The following is a 17027-nucleotide window of genomic DNA, read 5'->3' as shown; positions in this document are numbered from 1 at the left end:
TGCTCTGGTTACTGGAAAGATTCGGTCACCCACATACCAGCATGCAGGGCTAACAAGTGAATCCTGCGGCAACGCTGCGCCAGGCACGCCGTCGCGAGCAGTGCCAGACAGAGCGAACTCGGCTCCGGGATGGCGTCAGAACTCACGAACGCGGCGTTCCCAAAAATACTCTGCCAAAGTGCCCGATCATCCCCGTCAACGTTGCCATCGCGATTGCCGTCGGCATCGAACGCATCGGAGAGGAACTGGCTCGCGCCCGCTTCTCGCTGCCAAAGTAGAAAATCGCCACCGTCGATCTTACTTGAATCATCGAAATCGGCTGAGACAATCGGCGCTGCTTCAAAGGTGACGATTGTGTTGCTGCTGAATTGATCGCCATCATCGACCACGCCCACGAGCAGCCAATTTCCGTTGTCGAGTTGAGGGCCAACGGTTAGTCCTTCCAGATTCTGACCAATGCCGCTACCAATGGTGCCCGTCCACAGGGACTGCTTTGCAGCGGGTGTGTAAGTGGCACCTGCGAGTCCTGCGTCGAATGCCGTGGCATTCGTATCGGTTGCAGCGCTGGAATCGATTTCGTACAGGCGGTTTTGAAAGCCCGGGAGAGCGATTGCCGCAGAACGTTCTAGTGCTAACAACGTCTTGTCAGGCATCGCAACTAACTCCGAGAGACCGCTACGTGTACTGCTATTGGTACTCGTCCCAGCATGGATCGGATCAACTTCGTAGGCGAATTGCTTAGTCGCAGTAGCGGTGAGAGCAGAGGACGAATTGCCCGTGAGGTCGTACGTCTGCACGCGCACCATGGTGCCATTGCTCGTATTGGCCGTCGGGCCATCGATGGTGAGAGCCTCTTCGTTCACCGTTGCCAGTCGGAAGCCACTGTTGGCAACACTCCACGTGGCCGCTGACTCGAAACCGCGATTCGCACGCGCGGTGCTAAAGACTGCCGGTGCTGCCACGACAGAGAGCACCGCGCCGTCGCTCAAACGAATCTGCCGCAGGCTGGGCGTGCCTTCTTCGCTCACCAGGACAACATCGGGATCAGCCGAAATCGCGATTCCCTCGTCATCCCGTCCAACTGAAAACGCATACGAAGCCGTCGCTGTGGTCCAGAGCACGGCATCGCTCGGAGTCATAGTTAATCTGAACTCCACCACGCCCGAGCCATCGTCTTGAACCGCATTGAAAACGTGAATGAGGGGACTCGACTGAGTCGCGTCGTAGGCAACGCCGCTCAACTCTGCAACGGTAAAACCATTCGCGTCGAGTGCAAGAGTATCGCGATGGGTGATGCTCCAGCGAGCAGCACTGCACGACGAAACCGCAAGTGTTGCCGCGAGCAATAGAGCGAGAGTGAAACGTAACATCGGCAGCTCACTAGGTGGTTCCCGAGAACAGCAAAACCTGGAAATCCTGTTCTACCCGGGTCGTTCCTCTAGTGTAATCGAAAGCTGCTTTTAGAGACCTGCGTTTTCAATAACGGCGGGCACTGTTTCGCCGGTTTTCTCAGTAGCTTCTTCGGCAGGTTCTTCGGCAGGTTCTTCGGCAAGAGGCCCCGGCAAGCCGCTATCGACCACTAGGTAGCCTGCCCAGAAGAAGGGGTGCTCAGCCGTCAGCGGTGCAGAACGCCGTTCTTGCTTCACTCGCATTTCGGCGATCGGATCGACCGGCATCGCACGTACGACCTGCACGCTGCGCTGCCAAGCGTCCGCAGCGGATGAGTACGGCAACTCCTGGGCAAACTCGCGCGTGATGTCGAACGTCGTCTGACCACCCACGCGCCAGCGGCTCATAAGAATGGTTTCGGCGCCTGATCCCATCAAGGTGCAACTCGCCAAAAATAGCTCGGAACCTGGCGCGGCGGCGCTCTTGCTGCGACGACTCGCCTTCCCGCCGTTTTCCGCGATGGTGCGCATGCCCGGCATCAGAATGCGCTGCGGGCCCGCGTTGGGAATGACCATCCAATCGGCCAGCGTAGCGGGGGAACGCCCCATCTTCACAGGCGACCAGCCTAGTGGATCGGCCGCGTCCGCTTCCACTTCGTCCAACACAATCAGCCAATCCAACAAACTTGCTGCCAAAGGCGCAATTGCTGGTGAGTCGTCGATGCGCAGCGTACGATCAAACGCACTGGTAAAGGCTATCAGGTTCTCTTCTCTTTGATCGTCGGTGTCGCCGGGCGCTATCTCACTGCCTTGAATCCCAAGCCTCTGCACACGCCGCCAGGGTCGCGGCTCTGCAAACGCGAGCCCTGCTGTGGGTGCATAGCGTATTTGGCTGAAGTTGATCATCGCGTCGGTGCGTGAGTCGCTACTTGCAGTCAGCGCCTCAAATGGCACGTACCAGAGTATTCCGTCGGGAATGATCACCAGTTCGTTCGTCGAGGCCGGATCGAAAGACGAGCCCTTGAACAGCGCCTCATAGAGCTTTGCCCCTGAGGCCTTCCAATCCTCTGAGGCGAGCTGCTCGATGGTTATCTCGCGATTGCCGTCGTAGTTGCCCAGGTCCTGCAGGAATGCACTCACCTTACCATTGAGCCGACCAGCCGGTCCGCAATTCCACTGGGTAGAACCCTTGCGTGTGAACAGAAAACCCAACATGCCAGCAGGCGTCTCGTGAAAAACCACTGTCGCTTGGCCCGGTCTTAAACGCGCTTGCAACGCCTTGGAGTTGAGCCGGGGCGGAAACACATAGTCGGCAGGAATGCGTCGCAGGCTGGAGAGTTCCAATTGCGACTCGCGGGCGACAATCGCTTTCGCATAGCGTTTCCATTCGCGGGCAACTTCCGTGCGCGTGTCGTCGTCCATGGCGGGCTGCCAAAGCTCCTCCAATCGGTCGCGTGCCTCCTCCGCTTCGTTTTCTAGCTGAGAGAGCCCCGGCAGGCGAATATGTAATTCGTTTTGCTGGATCCGCCGCTCTGGGTCCAACCGTTCACTCGGAGTGGCCAGCAGGTTTCGCACCGCAGAGAGCCGCCCGGCCCACGGCAAGGCCCGATGAAATCGGCGCCGCTTCGCCAGGTCGGCAACTTCCAACGCCGCCGCCTGCTCCTTGCGCTCCAGCAGCGCGGCCAACCAGTTCTCAAAGGCCAGCTCGTGCGAGGTCTTCATGACAGCTAGGGTATCCAGCGGTAACAGAACCGTATCTCCAGGCGTGGGATCGCGTAGCAGCCCGTCATACACCACGACCGCAGCTCGCGAAGTGAGCACGCGATTGGCGAACCATTCGTTCGCCAAGCCGATCTGGAGATTCCGCAGCGACATGACTGCCTTCCCCTCAACGGCTTGGGCCAGCTTTGCAGGAGCCGAATCACGCCCACTCAGATAGTCGAGTCTCGCTTCGAGAAACACCGACCAATTGGCCAGCAACCCTTGCTGCGAACCGCGCCGCAAGCGCGACTGCCCCGCCTTCAAAGCACTCGCAGCACCATCCCTTTGGTTCAGGTCGAGTAGTTCCTCTGCCCAGGCCAACTGCAGTCGTGCAGCAAGATGATCGTAGCGTTTCTGCCGTGCCCAGGCGGCAGCGGGTGCCAAGGCCGGATTCACATCGGTAGCATTGCTGGCCAGCCGCGCTATGTGTGCAAGCCTAAACGCTTCGTCAACGACGTTAAGATCTTCGTACAAATAGCCACTGTAGCTCGCCTCTGCCAAAAGCTGCGTCGCGCGGGCCGGATCGTCGCCCGCGAGAATCATCAGACGACCTTGCTCCAACAGAGCGACTCCTGTGAGCGGGTGGTCGAACTGCCCAGCGAGAATCGTACCGCGTTCCAAGCGCTGCAACGCCTGCTTGTGCTCGCCCACGCCGGCGTGGGCAATGCCGCGCAAAATGTCGATCCAAGCGTTCGACCAATGGTTGGGCGGCGCGCCGCCTCGCGATAGCCGCTGGAGCATATCTTTCGAGATGGGATCGTACACGCCCAACGGCCCAAGAATTTCATTGCGTCGTCGCATCGTGAGCGCTGTGCAGCGCAGCACTTCAATGGCGTTGATCTGCCAGAATTGAAGATTGCGCACCACGCCCCCCTCGCGTGAAATCTTCTGAGCGTCAAATCCGCCCTGACGAATTTTCATCGTCTTACTGAAACCGCCCGGAGTGAACTGTCGCTGACTACGCCCCCAGGGCGCGACTTGGCGTGTGAGATTAGTATCCACGCGTGGAGGCTGCTGGAACTCAACACTCAGTAGCCAACCAGGATTTTGCAGATAGTGATTTGCCGCTATGTCAAAATGCTGAAGCGCCTCCAACGGGCGGCCTTGCTGATAGTACGTCTCCCCCAGGAGTGCGTAGTAGCAGATGGAATCGATCCACCGCGCGTTGACCGTTTTGATGGCTCCTCGCGCCTCACGCGTGAAGGTCCGGCCGGCGTCCTGGTAATCTCCCCGATAGAGATCCTCGATCCCTGCAAAGTACGCTTGCGACGGCGTGGTGTCCGCTCTGGTAAGTTGGGCTATCGCCGTGTCAGCTGGGAGCACTATCCCCAGGTAGAACAGTGGTAAAAAAAACAGACGCCGTGCCGCTCTTGAAGCCGCTTTCGAATAATTGAGGCCATCGCGTGCTAGCATTCCAACAAGCTCCCTGAAGTTCTTCTCTATTCCCCATATTGCCAGCTTCCATTCTACACCTTCGACCGGTCATTGCGGAATGAAGTTAGCAGTAGCTATCGCTGTTTTAGCCACTTTGTGACAAATGAACGAAGGACTACACCGGTGGCCAACGTTGGAGGAAAGACCAAGCATATAGGCCGTAGCAGGCAAGGCGTGGTTAAGGCCTCCGCCCTACGCGCCAGCGTCTTTATTGGGGACTCTTGGCATAGACACCTTGCTAGCACCTACAACGAATTCGAGATTCTCAACGACTGAGTGAAAGTTTGACGGTTACAGGGCCGATAACGATTGTGCTGGGCGAAGTTTTCGCTCCGGCGAGTCTCACAAGCTGAGGCTACTCATCGCTGGTCGCACAAGCGGCCATGAAGCACGTTGTTGGGAGTTTGCTGACGTGAAAACAATCGAATCCGTCTTCGGCCGCACAGGCCGTCAACGTCTTGTTGCCGCCGGGCTATTGGCCTTGAGCTGCGGCGGCCTAACCGGCTGCCAGATCGATGTCGCTGGCCAAACGCTGCCAAGCGGCTATCACCTGACCGACGACGTGCAGTACTACGCTCCTGGTCCTGAGTTCAAGCTTGCTCGCGAAGCTGCCGCTCTGGCAGAACAAAACGCGGCTGCTATCAGCGAACCACAACGTAGATAAAAGCGTAAGCAGCAAACCGTGACCGGCATTCTTCACGCTGGTTATGAGTCGCCCTCAACAAGAAAACAATTTATCGCCGCTTGCCGCGGCGTGCCCATAGGGAGCGTGCGCGGCAAGGCCTGGGGGGGACGGCGCCTCGCGAGGCAGGCGTCTGAGGAGTCGATATGTTCGCAAGAGCGTATCACGCCTCAGACGTCTTCGCCCCGAGGATATCGAATCGCGAACTCAATAAGCGACCAAGCGCTAAACAAACGGGCCAACACGCGATAGCTGTCGGATTGCGAGTGAACAGGGCTTGCTTTTCTCTTGCGTACTCCAATCGCCGGCGCTCTCAGCTCACTCCTCTACAAGCTCATCGCGACGCGACGCTTCAGCCATTTCGTAAGCCGCACGCCTTGAGACTTCCAAGCCGATGCCGGATAGTGCGTGTAGCGGTAGCTCTGCTCCAACTTCGTACGATAGCGATGCTTGAAGCCGTAGCCACCCACGCCCAGGTCGAGACACGTATCGCCCCGCTCAAAGCTATCTCGCAGCGACATCAAGAGCAGCCCTGTACCCACACCCTGCTTGCGAAACTCTGGGGCGTAGCCCATGCGAAGTCCAGCTATCTTCCCGTGATAGTGATAGTTGTAACCATAAGCAACCGGTTGTCCCGCGACTTTGAGTAATGTCACATCGAGCATCCCTCGGCGAGCCGCAGCAGCGTGGCACTCGTGCAGAAATTCTGTCACTTGCGGGTGCGAAATCGTGTTGCCGCTCATTGAATCTCCTTGCCAACTCCTGGCGGCCAGATCTCGACAGGTATCGAAGAGATCCCAGCGAGGATCTCCGTCTCCTTCGGCTGCCGAAAGCGGACGATGGCGGATGAACTCGACTTGGGGCAACTCTTCAGCATGCCTCAGCTTGCGACGCATCTCGTGGCGTTGCTTGGAAGACCGTGTCTGCAAGTAGTCTTCCCATGTGCCATCAAAATCAATGACTGACGATTCCTGATAGGGCTCCGCCAATACGGGCATGTCCATCGCTTTCATAGCAGCGATCAAGCTGAATGTGCTTGTCTGCTGCGGGTCGAGCCAGCGCAAGTCGACGATGTCCCAGTCTCGCCGTTGCTCCGCCAGAAACTGCGTCGCCAACCAGTGACAAGCCGCCTGATTGGGGCCGATGGGCCCATACCAAGCGTCCCAACTGGCCAACGGATAGGTAAGCGTGCGTACCCGGCCCACGCGATGCTGCTCGTTCACCACGCACAGCGGCACGAAGCCGATCGGCTTTTTGTCCGAACGAACCACCAACACCCGGTAATCATGCTGATCGCCACGGCGTGTATGCTTCGCTCCACGGTGTTCCTGTTTCGTACCGAAGTGTTTCCACGCGGTTTCCAACCAGTCGAACGTCATGAAGAACGAAGCGCGGGGGGTTTCCTCAAGCAGCGACTTCCAGGCGAGTCGATACTGTTGAAACTCTTCGAGGTTGTCGACCAGTACAACATCGGCCATTGGCGGCAGCTCTAGCTCAACAGGGCAGGGCGTTTGCGACATGGCGAATTCTTGTGAGAAGAGCAAAATGAACGAAAAGGTGTGCATGCTCTTCCAGGCAATAGTTCGCCTACGGCCTAGAGAGAAAGCAACACGCGTGCCGCCATCGGGTCGAGACCCAAGCAGCACACTTAAAGCTAGGCCACTCGCTTGAGGAGTGCGAAATACATTACACTCAATTTGCATGATTCCGCGTGCGTGTGGCAAAACGGCAACAGTTCCCCGAGCCATGTTGTCTTGTGTGAACACTGAATAGAAGAAGCGTGGAAGTCCGAGGAGGATCGCCAAGGGATTGATTGGGTGATAACTATGCCAAAGGTATTACGCAATTAAGCCCAGGGTTGCATCCAGCGGAGCCCTAGCGACACTGGATGCTACCCTGGGAAACCTGCATAATTCCGTCGGCGACCGAAATCGCCTAGGCGATTTCGGTCGCCGACGGGGTTTGTCTATGGTCTCGAACCCAGGGTTGCCCGTTTCGTCGCTAAAGCTCCGAATCGGGCAACCCTGGGCTAAGTTACGCAACGCCTACGGCGTAATACAACCAGACCTCTCCACTCGCGGCTGATTTTTAAAGGACAAGTATTGGAACCTACCAAACCACTCGACGAACTCTGGCAACCGGTGGTCGAAGCAATTCACGCCAGTAAGTTCCAAACCGTGCTGGCCGCGACTGGCGGCAGCGGTGCGCTGGCGGCACTCGTGAAAACACCCGGTGCCTCGCGCACCGTGCTGGAAGCCGTGGTGCCCTATTCACACAATTCCCTCTGCCAGTGGATCGGCGGCACACCCGACCAAGCTTGCAGCGAGGCAACCGCTCGCGCAATGGCCATGGCCGCCTGGATGCGTGCGCGCGAGTTGGCTCCCGAGGCTGACCCGCTGAAACTTCTCGGCCTGGGTTGCACGGCAAGTCTGGCGACCAATCGGCCCAAGCGGGGCGCGCATCGAGTGCATGTGGCGGTGCAATCGGGAGCGTTCACGCGTACGTTTCATCTCGAACTCAGCTCCTCTCGTCAGCGGGTGGAAGAAGAAACACTCGCAGCGAGCCTCGTTATTAGTGTTCTCGCTGAGGCGTGCGAGGCATCACATGCTGACCTCGATGAAGCTATGGAGAGTTCAATGGGAATTGGCGAGAGGATTTCGCCAAAAGAACAGGTGGCCACCAGAAGATGGTCGGAGCTAATCCTAGAAGACTGCCAGGAGATGGCCGTTCGCGCACCGGAAATGGACCCAGATAGAATACCCAGCTGGCCAAAGTTAGTATTCCCAGGTTCCTTTAATCCACTCCATAGTGGACATTTGCGAATGGCAGAAGTCGCCGAACGAAAGCTTGGCGAGCCGCTGGCTTGGGAACTAGCGATTAACAACGTCGACAAACCGCCGTTGGATTGCCTGACGCACGCAGAACGCATTGCTGCGATTCATGCCGTTGATAGGGATCGGTTCGTAAAAGTCAGCACTCTCCCGACCTTCGTTGAGAAGGCCGAGTTCAACGAGGAAGTCTGCTTCGTGGTAGGTGTTGATACCCTCCTCCGCATCGCCGACCCGAATTACTACGCAAGCGAGGCCGCCACCGAGGAAGCCATTGCGATGATCGAAGCAGCCGGCTGCCGCTTCCTCGTCTTTGGAAGAGTGATCGACGGAAAATTCCAAACCCTCAGCGATCTCACCCTCCCCCCTACCCTGCTGGAGTTGTGCGACGAAGTGACCGCTGAGGAATTCCGCGAGGATATTTCTTCGTCCGAGCTACGGTCCTAGCAACGTGGACCTAAGTCTGCGGACCCAATTGCTCGCCTAACCACTGCAAATACGCTTCGCTGCCGGCAACAATCGGCGTAGCAATGATCTCCGGACAATCGTAGTCGTGCAGCCTAGCAATCTTCGCAATGACTTCCTCGAAATGCGATTGCGAAGTCTTCACGCTCAGCGTCCATTCCTGAGCCTGTTCGACTTTGCCTTGCCAGCGGTAAACGCTAGTTACGGGTCCGGCGATTTGCACACAGGCTGCTAGCCGAGATTCGACAAGAGCGTTGGCGATTTTCTGTGCTGCTTCACGATGGCTCGTGGTGGTTGAGAGGATGAGAAAGTTGGTCATGGGGTCACGCGTTTCATGTTGGAAAGTTTGCTTAGGGACTCCAGCGAGATGTTACGCTGCTCTCGACCACCGTCGTCGAATCCAAGGCAACACGGCTAACCCCAGAAACACCGACAAGCTATACACATTCCGCCATTTGATTTCGGTGATAGTCTCGCTATCCAAATAGTAGTCTTCGATATTTTCTGGCAACACTTCACCGCCCGCAGCAGTAAGCAATGCGCGTGCAATGGCGGGTTCTTTAAAAGGAGGAATGAACTCCACATGGCCGTCAGCAAAGACTGCATTCCGCCCGCCCACGGTTGCGTAATTTCTCGTAAAAAATCCTTCGCGAATAGGCCGATGGGGCGCATGTGCACCAGTCGTCATTAGTTCAATCGCTTCGTCGATGGAAATATCACGGGGTTCGAACCAGTTGATCCCTCTGTTGCTTGCTTCAATTAGGAGAATAGTCATCGAGGCACCGTCGGGAATGGCTGTGAAAGCTTTGGCGTTTTTTTCTGACCAAATCGTCTCTTCGCCAATGACCGCAAAGTAACTTGTCTCCCCTTTAGGAGAAGTCGTGTCGGCAGGGCAAGTATGGCCGTACTGCTCCATTAGGGCTAAACGATGGTTACTTGGGCCGTCCCATGCTTCCTGCTTGTCGTAATTCTTCGCAAGAACACTTCCTTCCATGAAGGGCAAGATTTCGTAGCGCCAGCTTCGCGCTGGCTCCCCTGGGCCCTCTGCAGTAGCTGGCAGTGGCAGCCTTCCGTGGACGTCATGGTAGTTATGCAGAGTCAGCGCAAGCCATTTCAGGTTATGATTGCAAACACTTCGTGGCGAAGGAGAAAGAGGACGAAGATCCGGGATAAAGAACGAAAGCGGCCCCAGCAAGACTACCAACGCAAACAGAATGATTAGCCACTCGATCGGTCCCGGACTTGCATTCGCTTTGAACCATTTCCCAAGCGGCAAACGATGCATGCTCAGCGTGAGAATCGCCAGGCATATCCCCCACCCCACGCCAAACGTAGCCATCGCCGCTGCAAGCAGCGCGAAGATGTACACGATCGTGATAAGGCGGAATTGCATGGTGGCGTTTCACATAGTTGTCGGAGTTTGCTTAGGGACTCCCGCGGGATGCTATATCGCAGCTATTGAGCTTTCATCGTAACAAACCTAGTAGCCGCAGGAAAACATCCTGCCGTTGCCGCTGTAACAACTCGCACGCATCGAGTAGAATCTTCTCCTCCGTAAATCATTAGAGTCACACTCAGGAAAGACATATGGAAGCTGGTATCGTAGGCCTGCCTAACGTGGGCAAGAGCACGCTGTTCAACGCGCTTACCTCCGCAGGTATCGCTAGTGAGAACTACCCGTTTTGTACCATCGAGCCCAATGTCGGTGCCGTACCGGTGCCCGATGCGCGTCTGGGAACCATTCAGTCTTTCATTAAAACAGAGAAAACCATTCCCGCGGTGCTGCAACTGGTCGATATCGCTGGCATCGTCCGCGGTGCATCTGAAGGCGAAGGGCTCGGCAACAAGTTCCTCTCACACATTCGCACCGTCGATGCCATTCTGCACGTGGTACGCTGCTTTGAAGATGCAGACATCATCCACGTGGATGGCCAAGTTGATCCGATTCGCGACATTGAAACCATCGACACCGAGCTCATGCTTGCCGACTTGCAAAGCGTGGAAAGCATGCTCGACAAAGCCCGTCGCACTGCCCGCACTGGAGACAAAGAGGGGAAGCAGCGTGTGGAAGTGCTTGAAGCGTGCCAAGCATTGCTCGCCGAGGGCAAGCCGGTGCGATCGCTCTCCTTCGACGATGCGACACTTTCTAAAATGTTCAAAGAATGTCAACTGCTCACCGCCAAGCAGGTGCTCTACGTGGCAAACGTCCATGAGGACGATCTCACTGGCGAAGGACCGCACGTGATGAAAGTGCGCGAGCGGGCCGCTGCCGAAGGGGGTGCCGTAGTGCCCGTCTGTGCCAGCCTGGAATCGGAACTGGCAGAACTTGATGCCGAGGAGCGCATCGAAATGCTTGAAAGCCTCGGACTCGACGAGCCCGCCTTGGCGTTGCTCGCCCGTGCCGCTTACGAGTTGCTCGGCCTACAGAGTTACTTCACGGCTGGTGAGAAGGAAATCCGCGCTTGGACGATCCCCGTCGGCGCGACCGCCCCGCAAGCGGCAGGTGTGATTCACAGCGACTTCGAGCGCGGCTTCATCCGTTGCGAGACTTATTCGGTCGCCGATCTGGAAGAGCTCCACAGCGAAAAAGCAATCCGCGAATCCGGCAAGATGCGCGTCGAAGGCAAAGAGTACGTCATGCAAGATAGCGACGTTTGTCACTTCTTGTTTAACGTGTGACCAGTACCCTACAGCTTTAGGCGATCAGCCCTTCAATCAATTTCCCGCTGTTGGCAATCTTCATCGGTCGTCCGTTGTTCGCTGTGAAAACGGTCTGCAGGGAAATGCCCATCGCTTGGCAGATGGTGGCCATCAGGTCTTCACTGCTGTAGGGTTCGCTAGTGACCGCGGTGCCATCGGCGTTGGTCTCGCCGATGACCCGACCCGCTGACAAGCCGCCGCCGCCGGCCAGTATACTCCAACTGCGGGCCCAGTGGTCGCGACCAGCGTTCTCGTTGATGCGCGGCGTACGACCAAACTCTCCCATGCACATGACGATGGTATCGTCCAGCATGCCACGCTCGCTCAAGTCTTCAACGAGCGTCGAGAGAGCATGATCCAAAACGGGCAGCTTCTCCTCCAACGAAGTGAAGCAGTTCTGATGCAGATCCCAACCGCCGAAGTTCACTTCCACAAACGGTACGCCCGCTTCCACGAGCCGTCGCGACAGCAAGCAACTCTTGGCGAGGTTGTTGTTGCCATAACGATCACGAACCGCTTGCGGCTCTTGATCGACCTTAAACGCTACCAGTTGCTCGCTGGTCATGAGCTCAAGCGTGCTATCGAGCACCTTCGCGTGTTCCTCAGGTGCAGGGCCGCGACGCTCGTTCACGAACCGGCGTTCCAATACGCTGAGCAGTTTCATGCGATCAGCCAATTGCCAATCTTCTACTCCCATCTGTAAATCCCGCATGCGCCCGTTGGAGCTCACTTGGAACGGCGCATAAGTCATTCCCAAGAAGCCAGGCCCGCCACCGCTGCCGCCGATCGATACAAAGGGAGGGATCTCCAGGTTGTCGATCTTGGTGCCGATCTCGTGGGCAACAACCGACCCGTAGCTGGGATGCTCGATATTTGGATTCGGCACATAGCCGGTTTTCATGTAGTAGCCGCCGCGTGTGTGATCGGCCTCGCGTGTGCTCATCGAACGCACAACCGACAGATGCTTCATCTGCTCTGCAAGCTTTGGCATCAGCTCGTTGATTTGTGCTTCGCCGGTGGTGGCGATCGGATTGAACTGCCCGCCGGTGGTGGCACCAGGCTTCATGTCCCACATATCAATCGTCGGCGGGCCGCCGCCCATCCACAACATGATGCATGACTTGTGATTTTTCTTCAGCTCAGCCGCGTTCGCCCGCAGCGTGTTGGTGAAGGCCCAGGCAGGCCCGGCCAGTGCTGAAGCGCCAGCCAAGTGCGACATAAAGTGACGGCGGGTCATGCCAGGTGCGCGTTGGATAAGGTTCATAGCTGCTTCCTCAATGCCAGGTGATCTATGCGATGTCCATTAGTCGCCGACCTTGGTCGGCGCTCGGCTTGGGTACCAACCCCGCGCCGACCAAGGTCGGCGGCTAACACCTCATTGTGCTTACTCAGTGGATTAAAATAAACTCGTTGCTATTTAGCACCGCCCACCACACGTCTTGCAGCGTGCGAGCCACGTCGCCTTTGCGGCTGGCGAGCAGTTGGGTGCAAATCTTGCGTTCTTGCTTCGACGGCTTGCGACTCAAGCCGGCTTGGTAAAGGTAGTTGAATTTGTCCGCGTTGCTTAGTTGTGGGTCGTTGGCAATGCGGCCCAGAAAGCTCTCGCCCTTGGTGCGAATGGCCTTCTTCGTAAGATCGCCGTTCATTAGCGTAAGCACCTGCGGAATCGAGCCGTTGAAACTCGTGCTTTCCGTACCCTCGTCGTTGCCAAACGCGGTGCTGAATTGTCGCAGCCAGCGGTCTTTCATCATTTCACGTTTCTCATCGTCGGTGGCCTGCGCATCCGCCTTGGTAGCCACTAGCAGCGAATCAAACAACTGCTCCGCCTGCATTTGCCGTACATAGAAGCGACTAAACATCGGCGGGCGGCCCAGCGCGGGGTCGTCCTCCACGTTGCTGCTGTTCATGCGGCTACTCAAGCGGTACGGCTTGCTCAGCACGAGTCGGCGAATGAGCCCTTTGAGATCGAATTCAGAATCGCGGAAGTCGCGGGCAAGAATTTCCAACAGCTCGGGATGCGAAGGCGGATTGTGCGGGCCCATATCGTCAATGGGTTTGGTGAAGCCGTGACCGAAGAAATGTGCCCAATATCGATTCACCAGCGACTGCTCGAGCTGCTCAGAGCCGAGAACCAATTCGGCCAGTTCCTTGCGACGATTAATTTGCTCGATCGCACCACTGTTGCCGTAGTCTTCGCCCTGGTCGGAATACTTCGCGGCCAGCGAACTGCCATCCACGAATACAGGGTACGCAACGCGGACTTGGCCATTGCGAAGTTCGTAGTACGTTGGGGCAGCATGCACACCAGCTCCATCACGATCGACAAGCTTCCCATGGCGCATTTCGAGTACGACCTCGCGCCGGCGATCTCCCATCATACGGCCTTCGCCACCAAAGTTATCATCAACTAGCGTGGCATACGGCTTCGGCTCGTCGTCGTCCATCATTTGCTCGAGATTGCGCCGCGTCTGACGGAAGAACGCGTTCATTTCCCAGAACTGGTTTTGCTGGTATTCGTTGAACGGGTGATTGTGGCACTGTGTGCATTGCACGTTCATGCCGAGGAATATCTGTGAGGTCTTGGCCGTTGCCTGCACGCCATTCTCGGCGAGTTTCTCAACAAGAAAGTTGGCCGCCCCGTTGAAGTTATCCATATCCGGCCGTGCATCGCCGGTGGCGGTAATCAGATCACGCGCCATCAAGTGGTAAGGCTTGTTCTCTAGCAGTACACGTTCCAGATACTGCATCATACCAGGACGGCTAGTCGGAGAACGGCGATCCGTCCCACCGGTGCGCCCGATGAGTGTGTTGGTCCAGATTGTGGTCCAGTTGCGTGCGTATTCCTGGACATAGTCGGGGCCGAGCAGACGATCTACCAGCTCTGCATCGCGCTGAGATGTACGTTTCGCTTTGAGGAATTGGTTAAGTTCATCGACTGTGGGAATGCGACCCAACACATCGAGATACACGCGCCGGCACCACTCTGAGTCGGTCGCTGTTTTTGAAGGAGCGAAGCCGTTCTCTTTCCAACCCTTGCTGACAAGATCGTCGATCAGTTGGCTGGAATTCTGCGAGGTAGAGTTCGCTGAAGAGTCTGCTGCCATGCAATCGCTAGTAACGGCAGCCACAATAAGAACTGCGACAACCGCAAAGACAAATGTAAAACGAGCGGGCTGCGACTTAAGAGCGATAATGCATTGCATTGATTGAGCGTCTCGGCTTGAACGAATTTTTCGAGCAACAAACGGGGTCAACTTCACCCCTCCATTCTACAGAATGCAATCAAACAACACATTGTTGCAGCGTTTTTTTGGCGAGGATCCAGGCCCACTCTCGCCGACATCCGATCTCACTGGCACCATGATTGGGCTCCCGGGGATTGAACCCATGAGATCAGCAAGAGTGCCCTGATAAATTCGCCCCAGATAGGATTGCAACACACTTGAACGGTGCGAAATTAAACAACTGTTCAATTTTGCAACACACCAAAAGCAACAAGCGGGTCTGGGAATGCCTCTTCAGGTGCATCCCAGACCCGCCCGAATCGTGACCTCTGAACGTTATTTATCCGACTCCTGGGGAGGGTTATGAAGTCGAGTAAATCCCTAGACTTGCGTCCTCAAAGGTCTTGCGGTTGCTGCTTCTTCTCTAAACCGGCCCTTTGCAGTGCCTCTTCTCTGTCCCGGCCCGTGTGATTCGTGTTCCGACGAATCGATTCGTGTTCCAAGCGAATCGGGCCGCTGCTAGGCGGCTGGAATCTATACATGCAATCTACGTGCCAAAACATTTGTCAACCGAGATTGATCCTCCCGAGCAGCCAAGCGTGAGCCGTCAGTGTACAGCGTCCTAGCTCCGGATGCCCATGGGTTTTTCTACGAATACGCATTCGCGAGAATTTCATGCGCTCTAGTTTCTTCAGTCTCCTTCAATGGCTAGTCATAATGAGGGAAGCCAGTTGGGCTGGGGAAGCCTGCTGGGATTTCTAAGCACTGTATTTTTGAAAAGTGAGGGACTCGTGAAAACTACTCATCTACTGACCTTCTTATCCGTGGCAATCGCCATGGTGGTCGCCGGCCCCGTGAGGGCCGCCAGCATCGTCTCTGAAGACTTCGAGAGCTACGCCGACACCACCGCGTTGGGCGGTACTTGGTCGCTTGCTGATGGCACGCTTGATACGGCCAATGGCAATCCGGGCCAATCGATGGATCATCCCGGCACAGGCGGCAGCTTTACTGGTGCCAATACCAACTCGCTCAGCTTCCCTGGCGTGTATCCTGGCCCTGGCCAGACGCTAATCTTCCAGGCCGACATCTACGACGACGCGAACTCCAATAACGAACGAAATTCAGCGGGACTCCGCTCCGCCGCGGGCGCAAACATTATCGAGATGGGCCACTACAACAGCCCGTCACACTACGCGATCCGGACGGTGCTCTTTGGTGCCGGCAGTGATGGGTCCTGGGTAGCCTTCCCAGGACTTGTGGATGACGCAGGCGACCCGCTCGCCGACGAGACTGCCGTCGAGGGCTGGCACACTTACACTGCCGAGATCACCGACTCGCAAGTCACCTTCACGCTCGACTTGAACGGCGATGGCAATATCAACGGCACGCATGTCGCGACCATCAACCAGAACGGCGGATTTTTGTTCGATATCATCCGCCTCGGCGGACCGTCGGACCTTGGCTCGACCAACGGTGGCGTGAAGTTCGACAACATCAGCCTTTCGTTGGTGCCTGAACCGAACACCGCAATTTTGGCACTCTTCTGCTGCGGCCTGGGACTCGTCCAACGCCGACGCTAAGAGAATTAACTGACGCTGAGCTGCCTACTACGCAGGCAACGCACACGGACCACCTCACCATCGCTGGTGAGGTGGTTTTTTCATGCGCTCTATTTCATGCATAGTGTATGCCGAGTAGTCTCGGAGCGTACGGAGGATAGCCGGTTCTATGACCTATAATTACGTTGATCCCTTTTTCGAACCCACGAAGATGATTCATGAGCGATGTAGTACTAGCTCCCGTCGATTCAGGCCCGCTGAGCCTGTCGCAGAAGCAAGAAGTGGCCGCTGCGAGCGAGCGATCCCAGAAGATTCGCAAGGCAGCAGCCGTCGCGAAGTTTAATGGCTGGACGACTGGCATCCTAGCGACCTGCTCGGCACCCTTCGCGCTGTTTAGCCTGGCTGGTTTCTTCATAACCACTGGCATGTCGGTCGTGGCTTACAACGAATTCCGAGGTCGCCGCCGTTTACTGGAATTCGATGAGGAAGCGCCAGCCTTCCTCGGCTGGAACCAAGTCGGCTTCCTGGCCTTGATCATCACCTACTGCCTCTGGATGCTAGCCGCGGGGCTTTCAGGCGAGGGCCCATTCCAAGAGCAATTCGCCGCTCAGCCCGAGCTGGCCGAAGTGTTAGGTTCGCCTGAAGAACTCGACCATTTCTACCGTGGTGCAGTCATCGCGCTCTACGGCAGCGTCATCGCCCTGAGCATGGTGTTCCAAGGCTTGAACGCGTATTACTACTTCTCACGACGCAGGTACACGCAAGCGTATCTCACGGCGACTCCCGGCTGGGTGATTGATCTGCAGCGGTTGGTACCGTCAGGAAGTTGAGCGCTCGCATCTCAATCTTCCAACAAACGCGGCCCGACAAAGCCCAACCCAAAACCCTCAATCCCCCTAATCAACAATCTCCAACAACAGCCTGAAGAATGCCGCCAAACTCTACCGATGCATAAAGGTAGACCCAGCATTCCCATTTTAACATCG

Annotated in this window: 12 protein-coding genes; 5 read left to right on the top strand and 7 right to left on the bottom strand. The window is 56.6% G+C overall.

The window, feature by feature from the left end; all coding sequences use genetic code 11:
* Window positions 1-8 precede the first annotated feature (8 nt).
* The gene (locus HG15A2_RS04120; RefSeq protein WP_145058117.1) at window positions 9-1370 is read right to left on the bottom strand and encodes an esterase-like activity of phytase family protein; all 1362 of its coding nucleotides are present in this window, start codon (window positions 1368-1370) and stop codon (window positions 9-11) included.
* Window positions 1371-1460: 90 nt separating this feature from the next.
* Window positions 1461-4562 (bottom strand): CHAT domain-containing protein, encoded by a 3102-nt coding sequence (locus tag HG15A2_RS04115; protein ID WP_145058115.1) that lies wholly within the window; start codon window positions 4560-4562, stop codon window positions 1461-1463.
* A 433-nt stretch (window positions 4563-4995) separates the two neighbouring features.
* Here HG15A2_RS04115 and HG15A2_RS04110 point away from each other — a divergent pair, with 433 nt between their 5' ends.
* A complete protein-coding gene (locus tag HG15A2_RS04110) occupies window positions 4996-5247 on the top strand; it encodes a hypothetical protein (protein WP_246117875.1) in 252 nt (83 codons plus the stop codon).
* 344 nt (window positions 5248-5591) lie between these two features.
* On the opposite strand, the gene HG15A2_RS04105 is transcribed toward HG15A2_RS04110, so the two are convergent.
* Entirely contained in the window at window positions 5592-6785 is a 1194-nt protein-coding gene (locus HG15A2_RS04105; protein WP_218932313.1) for a GNAT family N-acetyltransferase, read from the bottom strand.
* A 582-nt stretch (window positions 6786-7367) separates the two neighbouring features.
* On the opposite strand from HG15A2_RS04105, the gene HG15A2_RS04100 reads away from it, so the two are divergent.
* Window positions 7368-8540 carry a nucleotidyl transferase family protein gene (locus tag HG15A2_RS04100; RefSeq protein ID WP_145058111.1) on the top strand — a complete coding sequence of 391 codons (1173 nt, stop codon included), beginning with the start codon at window positions 7368-7370 and terminating at the stop codon, window positions 8538-8540.
* Window positions 8541-8550: 10 nt separating this feature from the next.
* Here HG15A2_RS04100 and cutA read toward each other — a convergent pair whose 3' ends face one another.
* Both cutA and HG15A2_RS04090 read right to left on the bottom strand, forming a co-directional pair.
* Window positions 8551-8877, bottom strand: a complete 327-nt coding sequence (cutA, locus tag HG15A2_RS04095) for a divalent-cation tolerance protein CutA (protein WP_145058109.1) — start codon at window positions 8875-8877, stop codon at window positions 8551-8553.
* 51 nt (window positions 8878-8928) lie between these two features.
* Complete coding sequence (locus tag HG15A2_RS04090) at window positions 8929-9951, bottom strand: DUF1559 family PulG-like putative transporter (protein ID WP_145058107.1); 1023 nt, start codon at window positions 9949-9951, stop codon at window positions 8929-8931.
* Window positions 9952-10145: 194 nt separating this feature from the next.
* Here HG15A2_RS04090 and ychF point away from each other — a divergent pair, with 194 nt between their 5' ends.
* Window positions 10146-11237 carry a redox-regulated ATPase YchF gene (gene ychF, locus HG15A2_RS04085; protein WP_145058105.1) on the top strand — a complete coding sequence of 364 codons (1092 nt, stop codon included), beginning with the start codon at window positions 10146-10148 and terminating at the stop codon, window positions 11235-11237.
* 16 nt (window positions 11238-11253) lie between these two features.
* Here the strand turns inward: ychF and HG15A2_RS04080 are convergent, their stop codons facing one another.
* Both HG15A2_RS04080 and HG15A2_RS04075 read right to left on the bottom strand, forming a co-directional pair.
* A complete protein-coding gene (locus tag HG15A2_RS04080; RefSeq protein WP_145058103.1) occupies window positions 11254-12522 on the bottom strand; it encodes a DUF1501 domain-containing protein in 1269 nt (422 codons plus the stop codon).
* Window positions 12523-12646: 124 nt separating this feature from the next.
* Entirely contained in the window at window positions 12647-14461 is a 1815-nt protein-coding gene (locus HG15A2_RS04075) for a DUF1549 and DUF1553 domain-containing protein (RefSeq protein ID WP_246117874.1), read from the bottom strand.
* An 812-nt stretch (window positions 14462-15273) separates the two neighbouring features.
* Here HG15A2_RS04075 and HG15A2_RS04070 point away from each other — a divergent pair.
* Window positions 15274-16062, top strand: a complete 789-nt coding sequence (locus HG15A2_RS04070) for a hypothetical protein (protein WP_145058101.1) — start codon at window positions 15274-15276, stop codon at window positions 16060-16062.
* A gap of 197 nt (window positions 16063-16259) precedes the next feature.
* Window positions 16260-16871: a hypothetical protein gene (locus tag HG15A2_RS04065; RefSeq protein WP_145058099.1), complete on the top strand. Its 612-nt coding sequence runs from the start codon at window positions 16260-16262 to the stop codon at window positions 16869-16871.
* Window positions 16872-17027 lie beyond the last annotated feature (156 nt).

Source organism: Adhaeretor mobilis (assembly GCF_007741515.1).
Lineage (GTDB): Bacteria > Planctomycetota > Planctomycetia > Pirellulales > Lacipirellulaceae > Adhaeretor > Adhaeretor mobilis.
This window is presented reverse-complemented; position numbering and strand designations above follow the sequence as displayed.